This window comes from Micrococcus sp. iso_26 (genome assembly GCF_056172975.1).
The window spans coordinates 2,500,193-2,521,161 of sequence record NZ_CM149652.1 but is presented as its reverse complement, the minus strand read 5'-3'; the positions used below and the strand labels follow the sequence as shown (position 1 = coordinate 2,521,161).

At 68.1% G+C, this 20,969-nt stretch carries 18 protein-coding genes; 7 read left to right on the top strand and 11 right to left on the bottom strand.

All coding sequences use genetic code 11. The annotated features are described in order from the left end of the window. Positions 1 to 6 precede the first annotated feature (6 nt). Together AC0VX0_RS11715 and AC0VX0_RS11710 are read right to left on the bottom strand one after the other, a co-directional pair. Positions 7 to 1,122: a succinylglutamate desuccinylase/aspartoacylase domain-containing protein gene (locus AC0VX0_RS11715; RefSeq protein WP_144819904.1), complete on the bottom strand. Its 1,116-nt coding sequence runs from the start codon at positions 1,120 to 1,122 to the stop codon at positions 7 to 9. After that, on the bottom strand, positions 1,119 to 1,649 hold the full coding sequence (locus AC0VX0_RS11710; protein ID WP_036314387.1) for an ATP-dependent zinc protease family protein: 531 nt from the start codon (positions 1,647 to 1,649) through the stop codon (positions 1,119 to 1,121). The genes AC0VX0_RS11715 and AC0VX0_RS11710 overlap by 4 nt, the downstream gene beginning before the upstream one ends. Positions 1,650 to 1,676: 27 nt before the next feature. Between AC0VX0_RS11710 and rimK the strand changes: the two genes are divergently transcribed. After that, positions 1,677 to 2,912, top strand: coding sequence for a 30S ribosomal protein S6--L-glutamate ligase (rimK, locus tag AC0VX0_RS11705; protein WP_036314384.1), 1,236 nt, complete (start codon positions 1,677 to 1,679; stop codon positions 2,910 to 2,912). Positions 2,913 to 2,969: 57 nt separating this feature from the next. On the opposite strand, the gene AC0VX0_RS11700 is transcribed toward rimK, so the two are convergent. Then, entirely contained in the window at positions 2,970 to 4,358 is a 1,389-nt protein-coding gene (locus AC0VX0_RS11700) for an NAD-dependent succinate-semialdehyde dehydrogenase (RefSeq protein WP_144819903.1), read from the bottom strand. 190 nt (positions 4,359 to 4,548) lie between these two features. Between AC0VX0_RS11700 and AC0VX0_RS11695 the strand changes: the two genes are divergently transcribed. After that, positions 4,549 to 6,141: an MFS transporter gene (locus AC0VX0_RS11695; RefSeq protein WP_342356898.1), complete on the top strand. Its 1,593-nt coding sequence runs from the start codon at positions 4,549 to 4,551 to the stop codon at positions 6,139 to 6,141. A gap of 59 nt (positions 6,142 to 6,200) precedes the next feature. Next, positions 6,201 to 7,283, top strand: a complete 1,083-nt coding sequence (locus AC0VX0_RS11690) for an alcohol dehydrogenase catalytic domain-containing protein (RefSeq protein ID WP_144820248.1) — start codon at positions 6,201 to 6,203, stop codon at positions 7,281 to 7,283. Between the two features lie 111 nt (positions 7,284 to 7,394). Here AC0VX0_RS11690 and AC0VX0_RS11685 read toward each other — a convergent pair whose 3' ends face one another. The 4 genes from AC0VX0_RS11685 to AC0VX0_RS11670 are packed head-to-tail and all read right to left on the bottom strand — an operon-like array spanning position 7,395 to position 11,609. Continuing rightward, positions 7,395 to 8,627: an acyl-CoA dehydrogenase family protein gene (locus AC0VX0_RS11685; protein ID WP_206450743.1), complete on the bottom strand. Its 1,233-nt coding sequence runs from the start codon at positions 8,625 to 8,627 to the stop codon at positions 7,395 to 7,397. Positions 8,628 to 8,668: 41 nt separating this feature from the next. Beyond that, the gene (locus AC0VX0_RS11680; protein ID WP_020621881.1) at positions 8,669 to 9,880 is read right to left on the bottom strand and encodes an acyl-CoA dehydrogenase family protein; all 1,212 of its coding nucleotides are present in this window, start codon (positions 9,878 to 9,880) and stop codon (positions 8,669 to 8,671) included. A gap of 38 nt (positions 9,881 to 9,918) precedes the next feature. After that, a complete protein-coding gene (locus AC0VX0_RS11675) occupies positions 9,919 to 10,383 on the bottom strand; it encodes an acyl-CoA thioesterase (protein WP_475451709.1) in 465 nt (154 codons plus the stop codon). Then, positions 10,380 to 11,609, bottom strand: coding sequence for a CaiB/BaiF CoA transferase family protein (locus tag AC0VX0_RS11670; protein WP_206450742.1), 1,230 nt, complete (start codon positions 11,607 to 11,609; stop codon positions 10,380 to 10,382). Before AC0VX0_RS11670 ends, AC0VX0_RS11675 begins: the two co-directional genes overlap by 4 nt. Before the next feature lie 147 nt (positions 11,610 to 11,756). On the opposite strand from AC0VX0_RS11670, the gene AC0VX0_RS11665 reads away from it, so the two are divergent. The 3 genes from AC0VX0_RS11665 to AC0VX0_RS11655 all read left to right on the top strand — a co-directional run bounded on the left by AC0VX0_RS11665 (position 11,757) and on the right by AC0VX0_RS11655 (position 13,787). Continuing rightward, entirely contained in the window at positions 11,757 to 12,080 is a 324-nt protein-coding gene (locus AC0VX0_RS11665) for a LysR family transcriptional regulator (protein ID WP_221845030.1), read from the top strand. Between the two features lie 67 nt (positions 12,081 to 12,147). Continuing rightward, positions 12,148 to 13,158 carry an IS481 family transposase gene (locus AC0VX0_RS11660; RefSeq protein WP_377636640.1) on the top strand — a complete coding sequence of 337 codons (1,011 nt, stop codon included), beginning with the start codon at positions 12,148 to 12,150 and terminating at the stop codon, positions 13,156 to 13,158. Next, entirely contained in the window at positions 13,050 to 13,787 is a 738-nt protein-coding gene (locus AC0VX0_RS11655) for a LysR family substrate-binding domain-containing protein (RefSeq protein ID WP_221844899.1), read from the top strand. Before AC0VX0_RS11660 ends, AC0VX0_RS11655 begins: the two co-directional genes overlap by 109 nt. 5 nt (positions 13,788 to 13,792) lie before the next feature. Here AC0VX0_RS11655 and AC0VX0_RS11650 read toward each other — a convergent pair whose 3' ends face one another. From AC0VX0_RS11650 to AC0VX0_RS11635, 4 genes are read right to left on the bottom strand one after another with little or no spacing between them, the layout of a single operon-like run. Beyond that, positions 13,793 to 14,662, bottom strand: a complete 870-nt coding sequence (locus AC0VX0_RS11650; protein WP_206450740.1) for a 3-hydroxyacyl-CoA dehydrogenase family protein — start codon at positions 14,660 to 14,662, stop codon at positions 13,793 to 13,795. Between the two features lie 34 nt (positions 14,663 to 14,696). Further along, positions 14,697 to 15,494 carry an enoyl-CoA hydratase/isomerase family protein gene (locus AC0VX0_RS11645; protein ID WP_020624928.1) on the bottom strand — a complete coding sequence of 266 codons (798 nt, stop codon included), beginning with the start codon at positions 15,492 to 15,494 and terminating at the stop codon, positions 14,697 to 14,699. A 29-nt stretch (positions 15,495 to 15,523) separates the two neighbouring features. Then, positions 15,524 to 17,653, bottom strand: a complete 2,130-nt coding sequence (locus tag AC0VX0_RS11640) for a TRAP transporter permease (protein ID WP_020624929.1) — start codon at positions 17,651 to 17,653, stop codon at positions 15,524 to 15,526. After that, positions 17,650 to 18,831 carry a TAXI family TRAP transporter solute-binding subunit gene (locus tag AC0VX0_RS11635; RefSeq protein ID WP_020624930.1) on the bottom strand — a complete coding sequence of 394 codons (1,182 nt, stop codon included), beginning with the start codon at positions 18,829 to 18,831 and terminating at the stop codon, positions 17,650 to 17,652. Before AC0VX0_RS11635 ends, AC0VX0_RS11640 begins: the two co-directional genes overlap by 4 nt. 751 nt (positions 18,832 to 19,582) lie before the next feature. On the opposite strand from AC0VX0_RS11635, the gene dnaB reads away from it, so the two are divergent. Further along, positions 19,583 to 20,968 (top strand): replicative DNA helicase, encoded by a 1,386-nt coding sequence (gene dnaB / locus AC0VX0_RS11630; protein ID WP_020624931.1) that lies wholly within the window; start codon positions 19,583 to 19,585, stop codon positions 20,966 to 20,968. The last annotated feature ends 1 nt before the right edge of the window (position 20,969 follow it).

Genomic DNA, 20,969 nt, shown 5'->3' with positions numbered 1-20,969 from the left:
CGCTGCTCATGCGTCCCATCCCCCGATGTGCACGAGGGCGTCGCCGCGGTGCACCAGGGGTGCCTCGGTGCGGCCGATGACCACGCCGGTCAGCTCGGCCTTCACGTGCGCGAGGCGGCGGCCGAACGAGTTGTAGAGCGCCCCGATCCGGTCCCCGGCGCTCACGCGTTCGCCGAGGGAGACGTCCAGGTGCACGAGGCCGTCCGCGCGGGCGCGCACCCAGGTGGACTGCCACACCAGGTACGGGGAGTCCTGCTCGCCGTCGACGACGTCGGGGTGCACGGCGGCGGTGTCCTCGCCGGTGGCATCGGTCGCCTCGGGCACGTCCGTGGTCCGCTCCTCGGGGACCTCGCCGGGCAGCGGACCGGGGGCGTCGACGACGGCGTCCGGCCCGGGCTCGGTGAGCCCGACGTCCGCGGGATCCACCATGTCCAGGGCCGCGAGCACGCGCAGGACCCCGTCCACGCCGGGGGCGATCGCGTACTCGTCGAACCGCCAGGCCTCACCGGCCTCGTAGAGCAGCACGCGCGCGCCGGTCTCGCGGGCCGCGGCGCGCAGGGAGCCGTCCCGCAGGCGGGCGTGGAAGAGCACGGGGGCGCCGAACGCCTCGGCGAGCGCGCGGGTCTGGGGGTCCTCCAGGTCGCACCGGATCTGCGGCAGGTTGGAGCGGCGGTCCGCGCCGGTGTGCAGATCGATGCCCACGGTGCAGCGGCCGATCACCTCGGTCATCATCAGGTGCGCGATGCGCGAGGCGAGCGAGCCCCGGGCGGAGCCGGGGAAGGAGCGGTTCAGGTCGCGGCGGTCCGGCAGGTAGCGGTCTCCGGCCATCACGCCGAGCACGTTGACGATGGGCACGGCCAGCAGGGTGCCGCGCAGGTTTTTGGGCTGCAGCCGCTCCAGGACGCGGCGGACGATCTCGACGCCGGCCACCTCGTCCCCGTGGATCGCGGCGGAGACCCACACGGTGGGCCCGTCCTCGCGGCCGTGCAGCACGTGCACGGGCAGGGTGACGTCCGCGCCGGTGACGAGCTGGGAGATCGGCAGGGACAGCTCGTGGCGGCGGCCTGCCGCCACCTCGACCCCGCCGAACGCGAAGGGGGCGCGGGCGGGGCGACGGCTCACGCGCGTCCCCGGTTCCGGCGGCGCACGCCGCGCGGCGGCTGCCCGCCCACGTACGAGGCGGCGGGGTCCACGAGGAGGCCGCCGGCGGCCAGCGCGGTGCGGCCCACGAGCATGCGGAAGCCCATCTCGTCCCGGTGGGTCAGGGTCACCTCCGCCTCGATCGTGCGGCCGGCCAGGGTCAGCGGCATCACGACGACGACGCGCTCCTGCGCCTCGCCGTTCGAGGAGCGGACCGTGCGCAGGTCGGCCACCGGCAGCTCGGCCGTCCGGGCGTCCGCGGCCGAGGTCTGCCACGGGTGCACCTCGAACCGGACCCATGCGGCGCCGTCGCGGGTGAACCGCTCGATGCCGAAGGCGTGGAGCGCCGAGGTGCGGGCACCGGTGTCGATCTTGGCCTTGATCCAGGGGGTGTGGGCGGCGGGCAGGCCGACCCATTCGCGCCAGCCCACCAGCCCCGGGCGAGCGGCGCCGTCGTCGGTGGGGGGCACGCCGTGGGGGGCCGGGGCCGTGTGCTTAGATTCAGACACGCCCCTCATCCTCCCAGGAAAGCGGTCATGAAGCTCGCCATCCTCTCCCGTTCCCTGCGCGCCTACTCGACGCAGCGCCTCAAGACCGCGGCGCTCGAGCGCGGCCACCAGGTGAAGGTCCTGGACACCCTGCGCTTCGGCATCGACCTCAGCTCGGACGAGCCCGATCTGATGTTCCGCGGCCGCCCCCTCTCCGGCTATGACGCCGTGCTGCCGCGCATCGGCAACTCGGTGACCTACTTCGGCACCGCCGTGGTACGCCAGTTCGAGCAGATGGACGTCTACACGCCCAACACGGCCGCCGGGATCATGAACTCGCGGGACAAGCTGCGGGCCACCCAGATCCTCTCCCGGCACGAGATCGACATGCCCGCCACCGTGTTCGTGCGCAACCGCGGCGAGGTCTCCACGGCGATCGACATGGTGGGCGGGGCACCCGTGGTGATCAAGCTGCTCGAGGGCACCCAGGGCATCGGCGTGATCCTGGCGCCGACCAAGAAGGTGGCCGAGGCGATCATCGAGACGCTGCACGGCACCAACCAGCAGGTGCTCATCCAGCGGTTCGTGGAGGAGTCCAAGGGCACGGACATCCGCGCACTCGTGGTGGGGGACCGTGTGGTGGCCGCGATGCGCCGCCGGGCCCAGGGGGACGAGTTCCGCTCCAACGTGCACCGCGGCGGCACCGTGGAGCGCGTCGAGCTCTCGCCCGAGTACGCGGAGACCGCCGTGCGGGCGGCCCACATCATGGGCCTGCGCGTGGCCGGCGTGGACATGCTCGAGGGCGAGCACGGCCCGCTGGTCATGGAGGTGAACTCCTCCCCGGGGCTGCAGGGCATCGAGGCCGCCACGGACCTGGACGTGGCCGGCGCGATCATCGACTACGTGGCGGACCAGGCCGGCTTCCCGGACATCGACGTGCGCCAGCGCCTGGCCGTCTCCACCGGGTACGGGGTCGGTGAGATCACCGTGCACGCCGGCTCCGGCTGGGTGGGCCAGTCCATCGAGGACTCCGGGCTGCTCGCGAAGGACCTGCAGGTGCTCACCCTGCACCGCGGCACCTCCGTGTTCCCCAACCCCGCGGACACCAAGGTCCTCGAGGAGGGCGACCGGCTGCTCTGCTTCGGCAAGACCGAGAACATGCGCGCCCTCATCCCCGCCCGCGCCCGCCGCCCCAAGCGCGTGCGGAAGCTGCCGGCCACCCCGATCCTCGCGTCCGTCGCCGAGGAGGCCCCGGCGCCCGAGGCGCCCGCCGACGACGCCTGAGCCCGGGCGCGGGGCCCCTCCGGAGGCGTCGAGGGCGGCGTCATCATGGGGTGGGAATCAGGCGCCGACAAGCCCTTCTGGGGAACGGACCAGCTTGTGGTTCGCGAACTCCTCGATTCCCAGTGTGCCAAGTTCACGGCCGATGCCTGAGCGCTTGACACCGCCGAAGGGGAGCTCAGCAGAGGACTTTGAAATGGAGTTAATCCACACCATGCCCGTTTCCAAGCGGGCTGAAACCTCGTCCGCCACGGCGGACGAGGTGGTGTAGACGGAGCTGGAGAGTCCGTAGGGAGAGTCGTTGGCCAACCGGATCGCCGCGTTCAAGTCCTTCACGCAGTGGACCACGGCAACCGGGCCGAAGATCTCCTCACGATAGGCGCGGGCGGACTCATCCACATCCACGAGGACCGTCGGGGGATAGTAGCACCCTGGCCCCGGCATCGGCTCGCCGCCGACCAGCACCCGTGCACCGTGCGCGACGGCGTCGGTCACGATCCCGTGGATTTCCTCCACGGCATCCTGCGAGGAGAGCGGACCCACGACGGTCCGTGCCTCACGGGGGTCCCCGAATGGGACCGACCTCATACCCGCAGTGAAGGCATCGACGAACGCGTCGAAGTGCTCCTGAACCACGATGAACCGCTTGGACGAGGTGCAGGTCTGCCCGGAATTCGTGCACCGGCCAGTCACCGCGTCCTCGGCGGCGCGGGCGACATCGGCGTCGGGGGCGACGATGAACGGATCAGAGCCGCCGAGCTCCAGGACAGCCTTCTTCACGTTCCGTCCCGCCAGCTCGCTGATGATCGCGCCCGCGGCGTCTGAGCCGGTGAGGGAGACACCCTGCACGCGGTCATCCTCGAGGATGGTCGCCACGGCCTCGTGGCCGATGAACGCCGAGGTGAAGACTCCCTGCGGCAGGCCTGCGTCAGTGAAGAGCCGCTGCACATTGAGTGCGGAACGGGCACAGATCCCTGCGTGCTTGAGGATCAAGGAGTTCCCCAGTAGGAGGTTCGGCGCGGCGAGCCGGGCAACCTGGTAGTGGGGGAAGTTCCAAGGCATGACGGCCAGGAGCACCCCGATGGGATCGCGACGGATGTAGGCCGTGCCTTCACCCTGGACGGCGATGGGTTCGTGAGCCAGCATCGCCGGGCCCTGCTCAGCGTAGTAGCGGAAGATGCCAATCACCGTGTACATCTCGGCGCGGGCCGCGGTGACGGGCTTGCCCATCTCCGTGGTGACGTCCCGGGCGAGCTCCTCCAGTCGTTCCTCATAGAGGTCGGCGATGCGGTGGAGAAGGCGAGCCCGCTCCGCGACGTCGACGTCGCGCCATGCGCGGTAGCCGGCCTCAGCGTTAGCAATCACCGCCTCAGTCTCACCGACGGGTAGCTCCGCGAATTCCTCCAGGAGCTCACCGGTGGCGGGGTTCTGGGTGACGTAGCGGGTCATGAGGGGTCCTCTCGATGCGGGGGCCTTGGTGTCGTAGGTCTCATACTCTGCGACCTTACGAAGGCCCGTCCAATGCCTAGGGAACATCGGTGAGCCCATCTGCGGCATCAATCCAGCCTGCCAAGAAGGCGTCATGTGGGGCGCGGTGTAGCCTGCGCTGTGCTCGGCCTCACATTGATGCGATTACAGAATGCCAGTGTTCCCAATCGGGGAAAAATGCGGCCTCTTCCTTGTCAGGCGTTCTGTAGGGGCTAAGATTCTCGCAGATCAAAAAAGTGATTCAGATCACTCGCAATCTGATCCTGGGGATCGCCCTGCTCATGCCGTGGACGCTCGTTCCTCACCTGCACCTGGACCTGAAGGGATTGACATGAATGCCTCGCCCGGAACCCCCTCAGGGGGTCACGGAATGCACCTGCCGGAGACCTTGCGTCCAGGACTGCCTTTGAGCAAGGACCGGAGGCGGCGTGTGGCCATTACTGCCTCCAGTGTGGGCACTGTGATCGAGTGGTACGACTACATGGTCTACGCTTTCGTGGCGGTCACGATCGCAAAGGTCTTCTTCCCCAGTGGGGACCCGGCCGTCGCCGTCTTGTCAGCGCTGGCTGTATTCGGGGTCTCTTTCTTGTTTCGGCCGCTCGGGGGGATGCTATTCGGCCACATCGCTGACCGGTTCGGTCGTCGACCGGCTCTGACCATCTCAGTCATCGGCATGGCCGGGACCTCCGCGCTGATGGGCGTCCTGCCCGTCTATGCGTCCGTGGGGCTGCTCGCACCCATCCTCCTGGTGACGCTCCGGGCTGTACAGGGGGTCGCCGCAGGCGGGGAGATGGCCTCCGCCGCAACCTACACCGCTGAGGCGTCCTCGGACCGGACCCGAGCGTTCGATACCTCATTCGTTAATCTGGGGCTCGTGACCGGCACAGCCCTGGGTGCGGTGGTCACCGCCGTGCTCTACGCCACTCTTACCGACCAGCAAATGTTGGAGTGGGGATGGCGGGTCCCCTTCCTTCTCTCAGTGCCCATGGGCCTGGTGGCGGTGTTCATCCGGCGGCACATGGAGGAGTCCGAGGAGTTCGACCGCATCGACCAGGCGGACGCGGTGAAGAAGTCCCCCATCCGCGAGGCACTGACGCAGGCGCCCCGGCAGGTACTACTGGTGACGGGGTTGAATTTGGGTTCTTTCGCGGCCTACTACATCGTCTTCACCTACATGTCCACGTACTTCCAGACGCAGGGCATCCTGACGGCGTCCCAGGCCTCATGGTCCACCGTGTCGGCCTTGCTATTCGCCGGTCTTTCCCTGCCTTTCTGGGGCCGGTGGGCGGACAAGGTGGGACGCAAGCCCGTCTTCCTCATCGCCACAGGGTCACTTACCCTCCTGGCCTATCCGCTGTTTTTGATGATGAAGCAGGGCACGGGGTTCGCGATCGGCGGGCAGCTTATCTTCGGTCTTCTCGAGGGCGCCTACCTGGGTGTGTACCTGTCCGCCTATACAGAGCTCTTCACGCCGGCGCTGCGCGTGTCCGGGATCGCCCTTGGCTACAACATCTCGTCCATCATCGCCGGCGGTCCTGCCCCCTATGTCTCGCAGTGGCTGATCCGCCAGACGGGGATCGCTGAGGCCCCTGCCTTCTTCCTGATCGGCATGACAGGGATTTCCTTCTGCGTCGTGCTCTTTGCCTACCGAGAGACGCTGGGTCGCGGCCTCCCCGGCAAGGGTCCGGATGGGACTGTCCCTGGCCACTCAGTCGCCCTGCCGATACCCGCACCCTCGGTGTGACATCTCGTTAGCTAGTCGGAGGGGCTCGTGAGGAGACCCTCCATGAGGAAAGGCGAATCATGAAGAACAAGGCGTATGCGCAGTTCGCGGTGGGCGAGCCGGAGATCGCAGAGATCGAATTGGACCTGGCGGACCCGGCAGCCTCGGAGGTGGTCGTCCGGGTGACGCACGCCGGTGTGTGCCATACAGACATCCACGTGCGGGAGGGTGGCTACGATCTTGGCAGCGCAGGCCGCATGTCCATGGTAGAGCGCGGGGTCGCCTACCCCCTCATCATGGGTCACGAGATCGCTGGGGAGATCATCGCCACAGGGCCAGACGTGCACAACCGCTCGGTGGGGGAGGCCGTCGTGGTCTACCCATGGCTCGGTTGCGGGGAGTGCGCGACGTGCGAGGAGGGGGCCGAGAACCTGTGCGTGGAGGGTAGTCGGATCCTGGGGATCATGCGGCCAGGCGGATACGCGGACCTCGTGTCTGTCCCCCATGAGAAGTACGCGGTGCCTTTGGCCGGCGTGGACCCCGAGTGGGCCGCCACCCTGGCCTGCTCCGGACTCACCGCGGTGTCCGCAGCAGAGCAGGTGGCTGCCTCGAAGATAACCCAGGAGACGTCGCCGGTTGCCGTCATCGGCGCCGGAGGCGTGGGTCTCATGTGCCTGGCGGCCCTGGCAGCCAAGGGAATGTCCGACGTCACCGTCGTCGACCGGTCGGACGTGAACTTCGAGCAGGCACGGAGCCTGGGTGCCGCACGGTGCGTCGTGATCGATGAGGACACGTCGGCCGCCGACCTCATTGAGGCCATGGGTGCTCCCCCGGTGGCGGTCGTCGACGTCGTCAACTCGGGGGCCACTATGAAGCTGGCCTACGACAGTTTGAGGAAGGGCGGGTGCCTAGTTACCGTCGGCTTGTTCGGCGGGGAAATGCTCCTCCCGACCGCGACGGTGACCTTGACGCAGAAGTCCATCGTCGGTAACTATGTTGGTAGCCTGGGACATCTGCACGAGGCGTTGGCACTCGCGCGGGACGGTCACCTCCCTCGGATTCCTATCACCACTGTTGAGAGATCGGCGGAGAGCATCCAGAGGACACTGGACGACCTCCAGCAGGGGTTGTCCCGAGGGCGCACAGTACTCACGAGCGCATAGGCATATTGAGAGTGCTGTCCCCCCCCTCTACGCGGGGGAACGGGCCGTCGCCCGCCTTCCGCCACCAGGGGGCGCGCTGTGGAGGACCACGGCGCGCCCCCTCGTCCATGCTCAGCGGGCGGTCTTAGGGGCGAACGCGCCGATGCCCGTGAGGTGCCGGCCGAGCGTGAGCTGGTGGACCTCATCGGTTCCCTCGTAGGTGCGCACGGACTCGAGGTTGTTCGCGTGCCGCAGCGGCGAGTGCTCCAGTGTGATGCCGTTGCCGCCGAGCATCTCGCGGGCCTCCCGGGCGATGCCGATGGCCACGCGGCAGTTGTCCAACTTGCCGGCGGAGATCATGGCGGGGGTGAGCGGGCCGGCGTCCTTGGCGCGGCCGATCTGGTGCGCCAAGAGGTAGCCCTTGCCGATGGCCACGGCCATGTCCGCGAGCTTGGCCTGCGTCAGCTGGTGGGAGGCCAGTGGCACCCCGAACTGCTGCCGCTGCATCGCGTAGTCGAGGACGGCGTCGAAGGAGTCGCGGGCGGCGCCCATCGCGCCCCAGATGATCCCGTAGCGGGCCTCGTTGAGGCACTGGAAGGGGCCCTTGAGTCCGACGGCGGAGCCGGCCGGCAGCATCGCGGAGGCGGGCAGACGCACGCCGTCGAGGTGGATCTCGCACTGCACCGACGCCCGCATGGACAGCTTCTGGGTGATCGCCTCGGCGCGGAAGCCGGGGGTGTCCGTGGGGACCACGAAGCCGCGCACCCCGCGCCCGTCGCCGGGCTCGCCGGTCTGCGCCCAGATGATCGCGACGTCGGCCAGGGTGGCCAGCCCGATCCACCGCTTGGCCCCGTCGAGCACCCAGTCGCCGCCGGGCTCCTGGCGGGCCGTCGTCGTCATGGAGGCCGGGTCCGAGCCGGCGCCCGGCTCGGTGAGGCCGAAGCAGCCGACCGCCTCGCCGGTGGTCATGCGCGGCAGCCACTGCGCCTTCTGCTCCTCGGAGCCGTGCTTGTGGATCGCGCCCATCGCGAGCGAGCCCTGCACGGACACGAAGGTGCGCAGGCCGGAGTCACCGGCCTCGAGCTCCTGGGCGGCGAGGCCGTACTCCACCGCCGAGCGGCCAGGCATGCCGTGGCCCTCGTAGGGCATGCCGAGCACGCCGAGGCGGCCCAGCTCGGGGACGATCTCGCGCGGGAACACGGCGTCGTCGTACCAGCGGGCGATGTGCGGGCGGATGTGCTCGTCCACGAAGCCGCGCACCTTTAGTGCGACGGCCTTTTCCTCGGCGGAGAACAGGGAGTCCAGGCCGACGACGTCGGCACGGCCGAGGAACGAGTCGGCCTCGGCGTGGAACGGGGTGGTCATGGCGGGGGTCCTCTCGGGAGTAGGGGTTGGCGGACGGCGGGTCAGCGCTGCTTGCGGGTGAACGCGGAGATGCCGGTGATCTCTCGACCCACGATGAGAGCCTGCATGGAATCTGTGCCTTCGTAAGTGGAGACGACCTCCATGTCGGTCATGTGTCGAGCGACGTGGTTCTCCAGCAGGAGGCCCTGACCGGCCAGCATGTCGCGGGCCTCGCGGCACATGGCAAGAGCCTTACGCGACGTGGTCATCTTCACCAGGGAGGCCATGGCGTCAGTGAGCCGGTCCTGCTCGGCCAGCTCCGCCATGCGGCGGCACATCAGTTGCATGGAAACCAGATCGGACAGCATCGTGGCGAGCTTCTCCTGCACCAGCTGGTAGGACGCGATCGGGGCGGAGAACTGCTCGCGTTCGAGCGAGTAGCGGGCGGCGATCTCGAAGGCGGCCATGCCATGGCCGAGGGCTTCCCAGGATGCGCCGCCACGCGTGGCCTTGAGCACCCGGTTGACGCCGGCGAAGGACTCGCAGTTCGCCAGACGATTCTCCTCGGGGACACGCAAATTCTCGATGCGAATGTCAGCCTGATGGATGGCACGCTTCGCGACCTTGCCAGTGATGACTGCCGGTTCGTAGCCCTCCGGGTACCTGCCGTCGTCGCTTTTCTCCACCACGAAAGCTTTGACCTGGCCATCGGATTCGTCACGCGCATAGAGGACGATGACGTCGCCTGCGGCTCCGTTGCCGATCCAGCGCTTGTGGCCGTCGATGATCCACGAGTCGCCATCGCGACGTGCCGAGGTCTCGAGCGACACCGAATCGGAACCGTGGGCGGGTTCCGTGAGGGCAAAAGCGCCGGTCTTTTCAAGGCGCGCCATCTGCGGGAGCCATCGCTGGCGTTGTTCCTCGTTTCCGAGGATGTAGATCGAGCCCATGCCGAGGTTGGCGTGGACACCCAGGAACGTGTTGACGGAGCCGTCCACGCGGCCCATCTCCCGGGCCACGATCCCGGCCTGCAACCGGGACATCCCCGGGCAGCCGTAGCCCTGGATGTACGTGCCGACGACACCAGTCTCGCGCAGCGCGGGCAGGATCCCGTAGGGGAACTCAGCCCGCTCCCAGTGGTCGTTGATCACGGGTTCGACGTGGTGCAGCGCAAAGGATCGTACCCGGTCGCGCAGTGCGAGGGTGTCGGCGTCAAGCTCCTCATCCAGGAGGAGGAAGTCCGGGTGCTCGATGACGGGGGTGGAAGTTGTCATGTCAGAGTCTCCTGTCGGCGGGTGTATGCGCGTGGTCTTCAGTCGGCGCGAGGCGCGGCCAGCTGGATTTCCCGGGCGGCTTCGGCGGCCGCGGTGACGCCCGGTCGGTGAACGGCCTCCAGGGCCTGCCGCAGGTCGGCCTCCAACGGTCGGGAAGACGAGTGGTCCGCCTCCAGTTGGACTACCGTGGCCTCGCCCGTGGCCACGGAGGCCCCTGCCTGGACTAGGGCGTGTTGCATGTCGAATGAGGAGTGGCCGATCCGGGATACCCACAACCTGCCGGTGAGGATGCCGCGGTGGTGGACGGGCCGTAGATAGTCGACGGACAGCGTGCGCACCACCCGGGGGAACCCAGAGTCGGGGGTGGAGTCGAGCCAGTCCAGATAGGCCGCGATGCGGATCTCTTCGAGCAGCGTCACGATGCGTGCATTGTTGACATGCCCGTTTGCATCTTGGTCCGACCAACGGATTGGAACAGGGCATTCGAAGACGTCGCCGCTCATGGCGTGGTCACCATTGAGGCGGAGAGGTCGGTGTCGTTGTGGAGGGGCGGCGTGGACGCAAGCCATGCCTGCACATCCGTTTTGTCCTCGTCGAGGTGCGGCGGCGCCTTGGGGTAAGCCACTGGCGTGCGGCTGAAAGTGACGGGGTTCCGGATGAGCGGAACCTGTCGAGATCCCGGCTCGCCCACCTGGACGACCGGCTCGAGTCCCAACGCACCAGCACGTTCGACGCCCTGGGCTACGTCCAGGATCGGCGCGCACGGCACCCCCACGGTCTGGAGCTGTTCAAACCATTCGTCGGCTGTCCTCTTTGCCAGAGCGTCTGCCATGAGGACCCGCAGCGCGTCTCGGTTCTGGTTGCGCAAAAGCACCGAGTCGAACCGGGGATCGGCGGCCAGCTCTGGCATGCCCAGGGTCTGGACCAGCCGGGTGAACTGGCTGTCGTTGCCCACGCAGATGATGAGGTTCTGATCTGCAGTGGGGAACGGCCCATAGGGGTACAGGCTGGGATGGTCGTTGCCGAGTCGCTGCGGGTTGTTCCCCGCGGCCGCATAGCCGGTGGTCTGATTCACGAGCCCAGACAGAGCTGAAGAGAGCAAGTTCATGGCGACGTGCTGGCCCCGGCCACTTTCGCTTCCCTGACGTTCCAACAGGGCAGCGAGGATCCCCACGGCTGCGTGCAGACCGGTGACCACGTCGAAGATCGCCACGCCTGCGCGCTGAGGGTCCCCTTCCGGGTGGCCGGTCACGTGCATGAAACCGGACATTCCCTGCACGAGCAGGTCGTACCCCGGCATGGAGGCGCCCCCTTCTGTGCCGAATCCGGTGATGCTCGCGTGAATGAGATGCGGCCACCGTTCATGGACGGACTCGGCGTCGAGGCCGAACCGGGCCAGGCCACCGGGCTTGAAGTTCTCGACGAAGACGTCTGCGCGGTCCAGAATCGCGTACGCCGTCTGGAGGTCGTCCTCATCTGCGAGGTCGAGGGCGATGGAACTCTTGTTGCGATTCACGGAGAGGTAGTAAGTGCCGATCCCGTCCCGCTCCGGGGGCATCCACAGGCGGGTGTCGTCCCCGTTCGGCGACTCAACCTTGATGACAGTGGCGCCCATGTCCGCCAGCAGCATGGTCGCGTACGGCCCGGCGAGGACGCGGGAGAAATCGGCGATGACGATGCCATCCAGCGGTCGCCGTGCCGTCGGTTCCAGGGATCCTGGCGTGGTCATCGAAGCGCCTCCTCTTTGTGATCCATGACACGATGTGGACACCACGAAACCAGGGTGGTTTCATCCTGTCCAATACATATTTCGGATTTCGGTGATGCATCCGGGGTATCGAAGTTTGCTCCGCCAAGCGATCGAAGGAAGGGAGACATGGAGATCCACCAGGCCAGGGCGTTCCTCGCTGTCGCTGAAGAGTTGCACTTCGGTCGTGCCGCTGCGCGGTTACGGATGGCGCAGCCGGCCCTCAGTCGTCTCATCAAGACCCTGGAGAAAGACCTGGGCGCGTCGGTCTTCGACAGGAACACGCGGCACGTCGCACTCACGCCCGCAGGCACGGCCCTGGTGGAGATCGCCCGAGAGCTGGTGGCGGTGGCCGAAAGGGCGCAGGACACCGTGCGAGGCGCCGTGACGGGGGAGACCGGTCTAGTTGTTGTGGGTCATGAGGTTCTTGCCACGAGGCGCCGGCTGAGATGAGACGAGTGGGCCCCGCCCCGCAGGATGGAAGTTCCTCAACAACCCACCTGCCCGAAAAGACCCACTCATGACTCACGCTAACGCACCCCTGACCCCGACTGGCCGACTCAGGATGGTCCACCGCCACCTGCACGACGGGATCCCGCAGGCACACGTGGCCGCCGAGTTCCGCGTCAGCCGGCCCACGGTGGCCACCTGGGTCGCCCGCTACCGCGCCCAGGGAGAAGCCGGCCTTCAGGACCTGCCCAGCCGGCCGCACCGTTCACCTGCCCAGCTCGATCCGGTCCTGGTCGCCCAGATCCACGCCCTGCGGCGGGAGCGCAAGTGGTCCGCACGGCGCATCCATCACCACCTCGTCTCCGAGGGCCACCAGCTGTGCCTGCGCACCGTGGGACGGTGGCTGCACCGGGCCGGGATCTCCCGCCTACGGGACCTGACCCCAGCCGGAGAAGACCTCCGCCGGCAGCCGGCCCGGAGGATCACCGCGAGAGGGCCAGGGCACATGGTGCACCTGGACGTGAAGAAGATCGGGCGCATCCCTGACGGGGGCGGCTGGCGTGCGCACGGACGGGACTCCGAGAACGCGCGAGCAGCCAAGCGCGGGCCTGGCCGACGGGTCGGCTACACCTACCTGCACTCGGCGATCGACGGGTTCACCCGCCTGGCCTACACCGAAGCCTTGCCCGATGAGCGGGCAGCTACGACCGTGAGCTTCTTCTGCCGGGCGCGGGCGTTCTTCGCCGCCCACGGCATCCGGATCGACAGGGTGATCACGGACAACGGCAACAACTACCGGGCCGTGGACTTCACCGCGAAGGTGGTCTCGCTCGGGGGCCGGCACCACCGGATCCGGCCCTACACGCCCCGCCATAACGGGAAGGTCGAACGCTACAACCGGCTGATGGTCGATGAGGTCCTCTACGCCCGCCCGTATACCTCAGAGACGGCCCGGCGTGAGGCGTTGGCAGTGTGGGTGAACCACTACAACTACCATCGGCCGCATACCTCCTGCGGAGATGCTCCACCGGCCTCGTTGGCCCCGGCCCGAGTCAACAACGTCATGACCTCTTACATCTAGTACGTCTGGGGTTCGCTGGGGCATCAATCAACCGGAGTGTGGCCCGGTTGGCCCGGGAAGTGCGGGCCCGGTGCCCAGGGGTCCGGCTCGAGTTGCACAGCTCCCAGTTCTCGCCGCAAGGCTTAGAGCGAGTGATCAGCGGTGACCTCGATCTGTCATTGGGCCGGTGGGACTTCCTGCCAGCGGAGGTCGGTTCGTATCTGGTGGGCCGGGAAAAACTGCTCGTCGCAATGCCTCGCGGTCACCGGCTAGCTTCGCTCCCGGCTGTGGCCATGTCTGACCTCGCCGAAGAGGAATGGATCGCCCTGCCCGGAGGGTCCATGTCCGCGCTGAGCAACCGCCTGCAGAGCCTGGCCCGCTCCGCTGGATTCGTTCCCCGTGTCCGAGAACACGCGCCGGACTCTTGGACGCAGACCCTTCTCGTAGACGCTGGCGTCGGCATCGCGTTGACACTGGATTCGGTCAGGGACAACATCGGAGCCGAAGGCGTCGTCTGGCTCCCGCTCAACCCAGCTGGTACGCCCCTCGAGGTTCGGTTGATCTGGCGGGAGCGTGACGACAATCGCGCCGTGGAGCGGGTGACCAAGATCGCGGCCGCACTGTTCCCGCCGCGTCTTCCTTCGGTCTGATTCGGTCAGGCCTTCGAGTAGTCGTACCAACCGCGTCCTGTCTTTCGGCCGTAGTCGCCCGCTTCGTATTTGGCCTTGATCGAATCGGCCGGCAGCGAAGCGGGGTCGCCCGTCTGCTCGTACTCGGCCAGGCGGATCAGGTAGACGACGTCGATCCCCACCAGGTCCATCAGCTCGAAGGGGCCCATGGGGTGCCCCAGCGCCGTCTTCGCCGCGAGGTCGATGTCCTCGAAGTCGGCGACCCCGCCCTCGTAGAGGTCCAGTGCCTCGCGACGCAGCGCGTTCAGGAGGCGATTGGCCAGGAAGCCGGGGACCTCCCGCTTGAGCTTGACCGGCGTCTTGCCGAGCGATCTGACGAAGGCGCTGGCCGCCTCTACCGTCTCCGGGTCCGTGCCCTCGTGGGGGACGATCTCCACGCACGCCATCACCAGGGCTGGGTTGAAGAAGTGGAGGTTGCACACCTTCCCCGGCCGGCCCGTGGCGTCGGCGACGCGGGAGGAGACGATGTTGGAGGAATTAGTCACGAGCAGGGTGTGTGGAGGGCACACCCGGTCGAGGTCGGCGAAGATGGACCGCTTGACGGAGAGGTCCTCCACGGCGGCCTCGATCACGAGGTCCGCGCTCGCGGCCACTCTGTCGCGGTCCGTTGTGAGGGCGAGCCTGCCCCAGGCCTCGTCGACCGCGCCGCGGTCGCGCCGGCCCTTCTCGACATCCCGGTCCAGCCGCTGCCGGAGCTGCTCGCGCGCCCGGTCGAGCTGCTTCTGCTGGATGTCCACGAGGGACGTGGTGTAGCCGGCCAGGGCCGAGACGGCCGCGATCTGCGAGCCCATGGTGCCAGCTCCGAGGACGACGACGCTGCGGATCTCTTCGGTCATGGTGGTGCCTTCCTTCGATGTCGTGCGGGGGGTGTCAGCGGTAGTGCGGGGCCCGCTTCTCGAAGAACGCGGTGGTGCCCTCATCCCGCTCGGTGTATGCGTAGAGGATCCCGACTGCGAGCCGCTCGAGGAGAAGGCCGGTCTCCCGATCGGAGTCGAAGGCCCGTTCGAGGACCGTCTTGGCCAGGCGGTTGGCGAGGGGGCCCCGGGCCGCGATGGACCGTGCGGTCTCCTTGGCGCGGTCCATGAGCTCCTCCGGGGTCGTCACGGCCGTCACCAGCCCCATGCGCAGGGCGTCCTCGGCGGGCACCCGTCGGCCGGTCAGGATCATCTCCGTGGCGTTGCCGACCCCAACGAGGCGCGCGAGGCGCTGCGTGCCGCCGGCGGCAGGGAGGATGCCCAGCCCGGTCTCCGGCAGGGCGAACTGGGCGCGGTCGGAGGCGATGCGCACGTCGCAGGCCAGGGCGAGTTCGCAGCCCCCGCCGAAGGCGTAGCCGTTGACGGCGGCCACGGTGGGCGTCTCCATGGCGGAGAGCCGGGCGTAGAGCCCCTGCATCCTCCCCGCCAGGCCGTCGAGGGGCCCGCGCGCCGCGATCTCCCGGATGTCCGCGCCGGCGACGAAGGCCTTGTCCCCGGCTCCCGTGACCACCAGCACGTGGATGTCCTCGCGCCGCTCGACCTCGTCGAGCGCCTCTCGGACGGCCGCCTGGACGGCCTGGTTCATGGCATTGCGGGCGGCGGGGCGATTGATGGTGAGGACGCCGATGCCGTCTTCGGCGGTGAGTAGGACCAGGCGTTCCTTGCCGGCGGTGTCCTGGGTGGGGGTGATCATCGGGGTCCTCCTCGGGACGTGGGTGGGGGTCAGGATGCTGCGTGGGTGGGGAGACGGGGGGCCTCTCCGGAGTCCTCCACGGGCTCGGGGGGCAGGTCCCCAGGCACTGCAAGCCGGACGACGGCGACGACGGCGGCGGTGAAGGCCAGGCCAAGAAGGGTGACCCAGAGCTGGGGGAGGAACATCATGAACCCGCTGACGGCCAGGGCGACCCGGGCCCAGACGGGCAGGCGGCGCTCGACGACCGCAAGGTAGCCGCCGAGGGCGCCCGCCACGGCGTAGACGGCCACGACACTGAAGAGGAAGGCCAAGAGGATTTCCCCGCCGCTCGCCTGGGCGACGAGGGCCGGGTTGAGGGCGAAGCCGAACGGGACGATGTACTTGACGGCCCCGAGGCGCATGGCCTCGACGCACGTAGCCATCGGGGACGCCTTGGAGATGCCCGCGGCGGCGAATGCCGCGAGGCCGACCGGCGGGGTGATGTAGGACACCGACGCCCAGTAGATGACGAAGAGGTGGGCGGCCAGCGGGTCGATGCCCAGCGAGATGACGGCGGGGACCATGACGATGGCCAGGAAGACGTAGGCCGCAGAGATGGTCAGGCCCATGCCGAGGACGAAGCACACGGCCGCGCCGGTGAGGAGCAGGAGGATCGTGTTGTCCCCCACGAGCGCCACGAGGTCCCGGGAGAGGGACAGGGCCACACCCGTGGCGGTGAGGCCGCCCAGGATGAGCCCGACGCCGGCGATGATGCCGATGATCTGGGCGAGGGTACGCCCGCAGTCAACGGCCATGTCCAACCACTGGCGGCGGGACATCTGCACGCGGGGACTGACGGCGGCGATGAGGATGAGCAGCCCCACGACCCAGAACGGCACCTGGGCCTCGGAGTCGAGGACGAAGAGGAGGCCCGTGAGCACCGCGAGGGCGCCGAGGTAGGGCCAGCCCTCTTTGAGGGCGAGGCCAAGGCGCGGCAGGAGGTGGCGGGGCGTGCCCTTGAGGTCGTGGACCGCCGCGTAGGCGTCGATCTGGAGGAAGACGCCCAGGAAGTACAGGAAGGCCGGGATCGTGGCCGCCACGAGGATCGTGGTGTACGGGACACCGACGAACGAGACCATGAGAAAGGCGGCGGTGCCCATGATGGGCGGCGTGATGGAGCCGCCGGAGGAAGCCGTAGCCTCCACGGCGCCGGCGACGCGGGGGGTGAAGCCGGAGCGGATCATGGCGGGGATCGTCATCGGTCCCGTGGTGAGCACATTGGACACGGCGGAGCCGGACATCATGCCCATGGTGGCGGAGGATGCCACGGCCACCTTCGCCGAACCGCCGCGGTAGCGCCCGAAGACGGCCATCGACAGGTTGTGGAAGAAATCGGCTCCGCCGGTGTGCTGCAGCACGGTGCCGAAGAGGAGGAAGCCCACCAGGATGGCCCCCGCCGTCTGGAGGGGCATGCCCAGGATGGACTCGGTCCCCATTGAGTGGACCTGGCCGATGGTGAGGAGGTCGTAGTCGATGCCCTGGAGGATCCCGATGGGGATGCCGCCCGCGATGATCGGGTAGAGGGAGAAGGCGAGGCCCAGCACGGCGACGATCCACCCCGCGGCCCGTCGCAGGATCTCCACGACGAGGGCCCAGAAGACGAGGGAGAGGACGGTGGCCACGGCGGGGGCGTTCCACTCCCAGCCATACTCCTGGATGTCCACGCCGTGGAAGGCGAAGTACAGGCAGGAGATGACTGTCAGGACCATGAGGAGCACGTCGTACAGGGGGACGCCCTGCCGAGCGGTCCGCATCCCCTCGGCCTCGATGATCTGGAGGGTGCTCGTGCCGGGCGGAGGCCCGCCGGCGGCGCCGGGAGACTTGTGGGCCCTGCGGCTGAGGGCTGGCGTGACGATAAAGACGATCGGGAGGAAGCACGCCAGGAGCAGGTAGAGGAAAGTGTTCTGGAGGAGCGTAATCCCGCCCAAACGCCAGAAGAAGACCTGGTTCATCGTCACCAGGACCCCCAGGGCGGTGAGGACCACCGTGACCGTGGTCCAGAACGGGGTGAGGCGGGGATTGTGGGTTGTGACGGCGTTGATGTCCGCGGCGAGCGACGCGACCGGGGCGCCGTCTGAGGCCCCGGTTCGGGGGGCTGCGGTGGGGGCGAGGTGGCTCATGCGTCCGTCTCCTGGGTGTCGGTGGGGGCGGCGTCCGTCTCGGGGAGGTCGTTGATCGGGGGGAGCTCGGGGAGGTTCTCCTGCTTCCAGTCGAACCAGTGCTTCGGAGCACCGTCCTCCTTCCCATGGGCCTCCCGGAAGCCGGGCCAGGCCTCCTTGAGTCGACCCTCGCGGTCCAGTAGGGCCTCATGACGGGCCTGGAGCCCGGGCGTCCACACCCCCTTCTCCTTGAAGAACGCGACCGCCCCGTCGTGAAAGGGGACGACCATCGGGGTGAGCATGATCTTGTCCAGGGCGAACAGCTTGGTGTCGCGGGTGGCGGATTTGTAACGGTCGAAGTTGTCGTGGATCTGCGTCACCAACTCCTGCACCTCGTCGGAGGACCGGGTGGAGAGGGCCGTCAGGGGGATTGAGTACTGCATGTTCACGGCGGACTCGCCCTCGGCCATGCCGGCCCCACCGCTGAAGCGGCCCGGGCGGGCGATGGGGGCGAGCCGCTTCCAGGAGGCGAAGCGGGCCGGGTTGTCACTGCTGAGATCGAGCCAACGGATGGGGTACTGGGAGGCGAGCTCCTCGACGTTCGAGCCGACCACGTTCTGGTAGAGCGCGTCCAGCTGGCCCGTCTTCATGGCCTCCACCTGGCCCGCGTAGCTCACGTTCACCAGGTTCGTGTCGCTGCGGGTGAGGCCGCCGTAGTTGAGGAAGGCCTCGAGCTTGCGGTTGATGGAGGTGGCACCCACCAGGTTTGGATAGTTGCGGCCCCGGAGGTCCTCGACGGTCTCGATCCCGCTGTCCTTGCGCACCAGCACCCCATAGTTGCCCTGCGGGCTCCACACCTGGCGCACCGACTGGGGTCCCCACTGCGGGGAGCAGAACTCGTCGTCCCCCTCGAACGCGTAGAAGTACTCGTCGCCGGAGCGGGCGAGGTCCGCGGTGCCGTTGATGAGGGGGGCCATACGGCCCATGCCGGTGGACGAGGTCATAAGGCGGACCTGGCGGCGGTTGACCTGGGTGAGCGTGTTGGCCACGGCGGCGAGGTCGTTGTAGGTGCCGGTGCCGACGCCGTACGTCGACCATACGGACTGCTGGCTGCCGTCGGTCGGCGCGCAGCCGGTGAGGGCGCCCAGCGTCGCCGTGGCGCTGGTGCCGAGGAGGAAACCACGTCGAGACAGGGGCATGCGGATGATCCGTTCACTGCGGGAGTTGGGATGGGTGCCATTCATGCACAGAAGACGTGAGGCGCGCCACATTCAACCGAGATTGATGTGGAATGAGAATGACTGCCGGGGTCTGGGCGCATCGCCCGCGGGGCGGGGGCGTTGTCCCGGTGGATGGGGCCATCACACTGACCCCCCCAGGGGCCGCGGGCAGAGGCTGTCAACTTCGCCGTCCCCAGATCCGGGCACCTTGTCCACAGGAGTTGTCCACAGATGTGGAGGGTGTGGACGACGGTGTGGATAGGCGTGTACCAGGCGGTGTGATGAGGGCGCAAACGGGGGTGCTGTCAAGTTGGATCGATGGGGCCGAAGGGGGGTGGAGAATCTTCCTCCACAGGCCTGGGGATCGCATCGTCCCAGGTCAGAGCCGGATTCTGGGAGTGGTCGCGCGGTTGTCCCCAGCGTGGTCCCCAGGCGATCCACACGACACGCCGCCGAATCCACACGTTGTCCACAAGGCCTGTGGAAAACACGGTTGCCCAGCCTCCACGGCGCGCGTAGTGTCGCGTGGTATCCCCAACGCGAGGGCGGGTATTGGCCGCAGGTGACCACTGACAGGCGCGCATCCGCTCGGACCGTCGCCCCGGGGACCGTCGCACCGTCCGCCTGCAGGAGGGTGTGGCGGCACGGGCGGTGAGAACAGAGGAATCAGGGCCGGGAAGACCGGCGAGGGCCGCCGTCGTGCGGGCTGTGGGAAGGGAGTCTCCGGACGTTGACTGAGAACTACGGAGACTCGGGCTCCTACGACGGCGGCCGTTCCTCTGAACGCTTCCTGCCGCCCCAGGACCTGGAGGCGGAGCGCTCGGTGCTGGGCGGCATGATGCTCTCCAAGGACGCGATCGCGGACGTGGTGGAGCTGCTGCGCGGCCACGACTTCTACCGGCCCAGCCACGAGATGATCTACGAGGCGATCATCGACCTCTACGGCCGCGGCGAACCCGCGGACGCCGTCACGGTGGCGGACCTGCTGAACAAGCGCCAGGAGCTGAGCCGCGTGGGCGGCCCCGCCGTGCTGCACGAGCTGATCCAGTCCGTGCCCACCGCCGCCAACGCGAGCTTCTACGCGGAGATCGTGGCGGAGAAGGCCGTCCTGCGCCGCCTCGTGACCGCCGGCACCAAGATCACCCAGCTAGGGTATCAGGGCGACGGCGAGGTCGAGGAGATCGTCAACGAGGCGCAGTCCGAGATCTACAAGGTGGCGGAGAACCGCCAGTCCGAGGACTACGTGCGCCTCGCGGAGATCATGGAGCACGCCGTCGACGAGATCGAGGCGGCCGGCAACCAGGGGGAGGGCCTGACGGGTGTCCCCACCGACTTCTACGACTTCGACGAGCTGACGCAGGGCCTGCACGGCGGGCAGATGATCGTGATCGCGGCGCGCCCCGCCGTCGGTAAGTCCACGCTCGCGCTGGACTTCGCGCGGGCCGCGGCCATCCACCACAACATGGCCACCGTGTTCTTCAGCCTCGAGATGGGCAAGAACGAGATCGCCATGAGGCTCCTGAGCGCCGAGGCGACGATCGCGCTGCAGGACCTGCGCAAGGGCACCATCCGGGACGACCAGTGGTCCAAGATCGCCGCGACCGTGGGGCGGTTGAACGAGGCGCCGTTCTTCATCGACGACTCCCCGAACATGACCATGATGGAGATCCGCGCCAAGTGCCGGCGGCTCAAGCAGAAGAACAACCTCAAGATGGTGGTGCTCGACTACCTGCAGCTCATGAGCTCGGGCAAGAAGGTCGAGTCCCGTCAGCAGGAGGTCGCCGAGTTCTCTAGGGCGTTGAAGCTGCTGGCCAAGGAGCTCGACGTGCCGGTGATCGCGTTGAGCCAGCTGAACCGTGGGTCCGAGCAGAGGACGGACAAGCGGCCGCAGGTGTCCGACCTGCGCGAGTCCGGCTCGATCGAGCAGGACGCGGACATGGTGATCCTGCTGCACCGCGAGGACGTGTACGACAAGGAGTCCCCGCGCGCCGGCGAGGCGGACCTGATCGTGGCCAAGCACCGCAACGGCCCGACGAAGACCATTGTGGTGGGGTTCCAGGGGCACTACTCGCGGTTCTCGAACCTGGCGCAGGATGGTGGGGCCGGGGGGTTCTGAG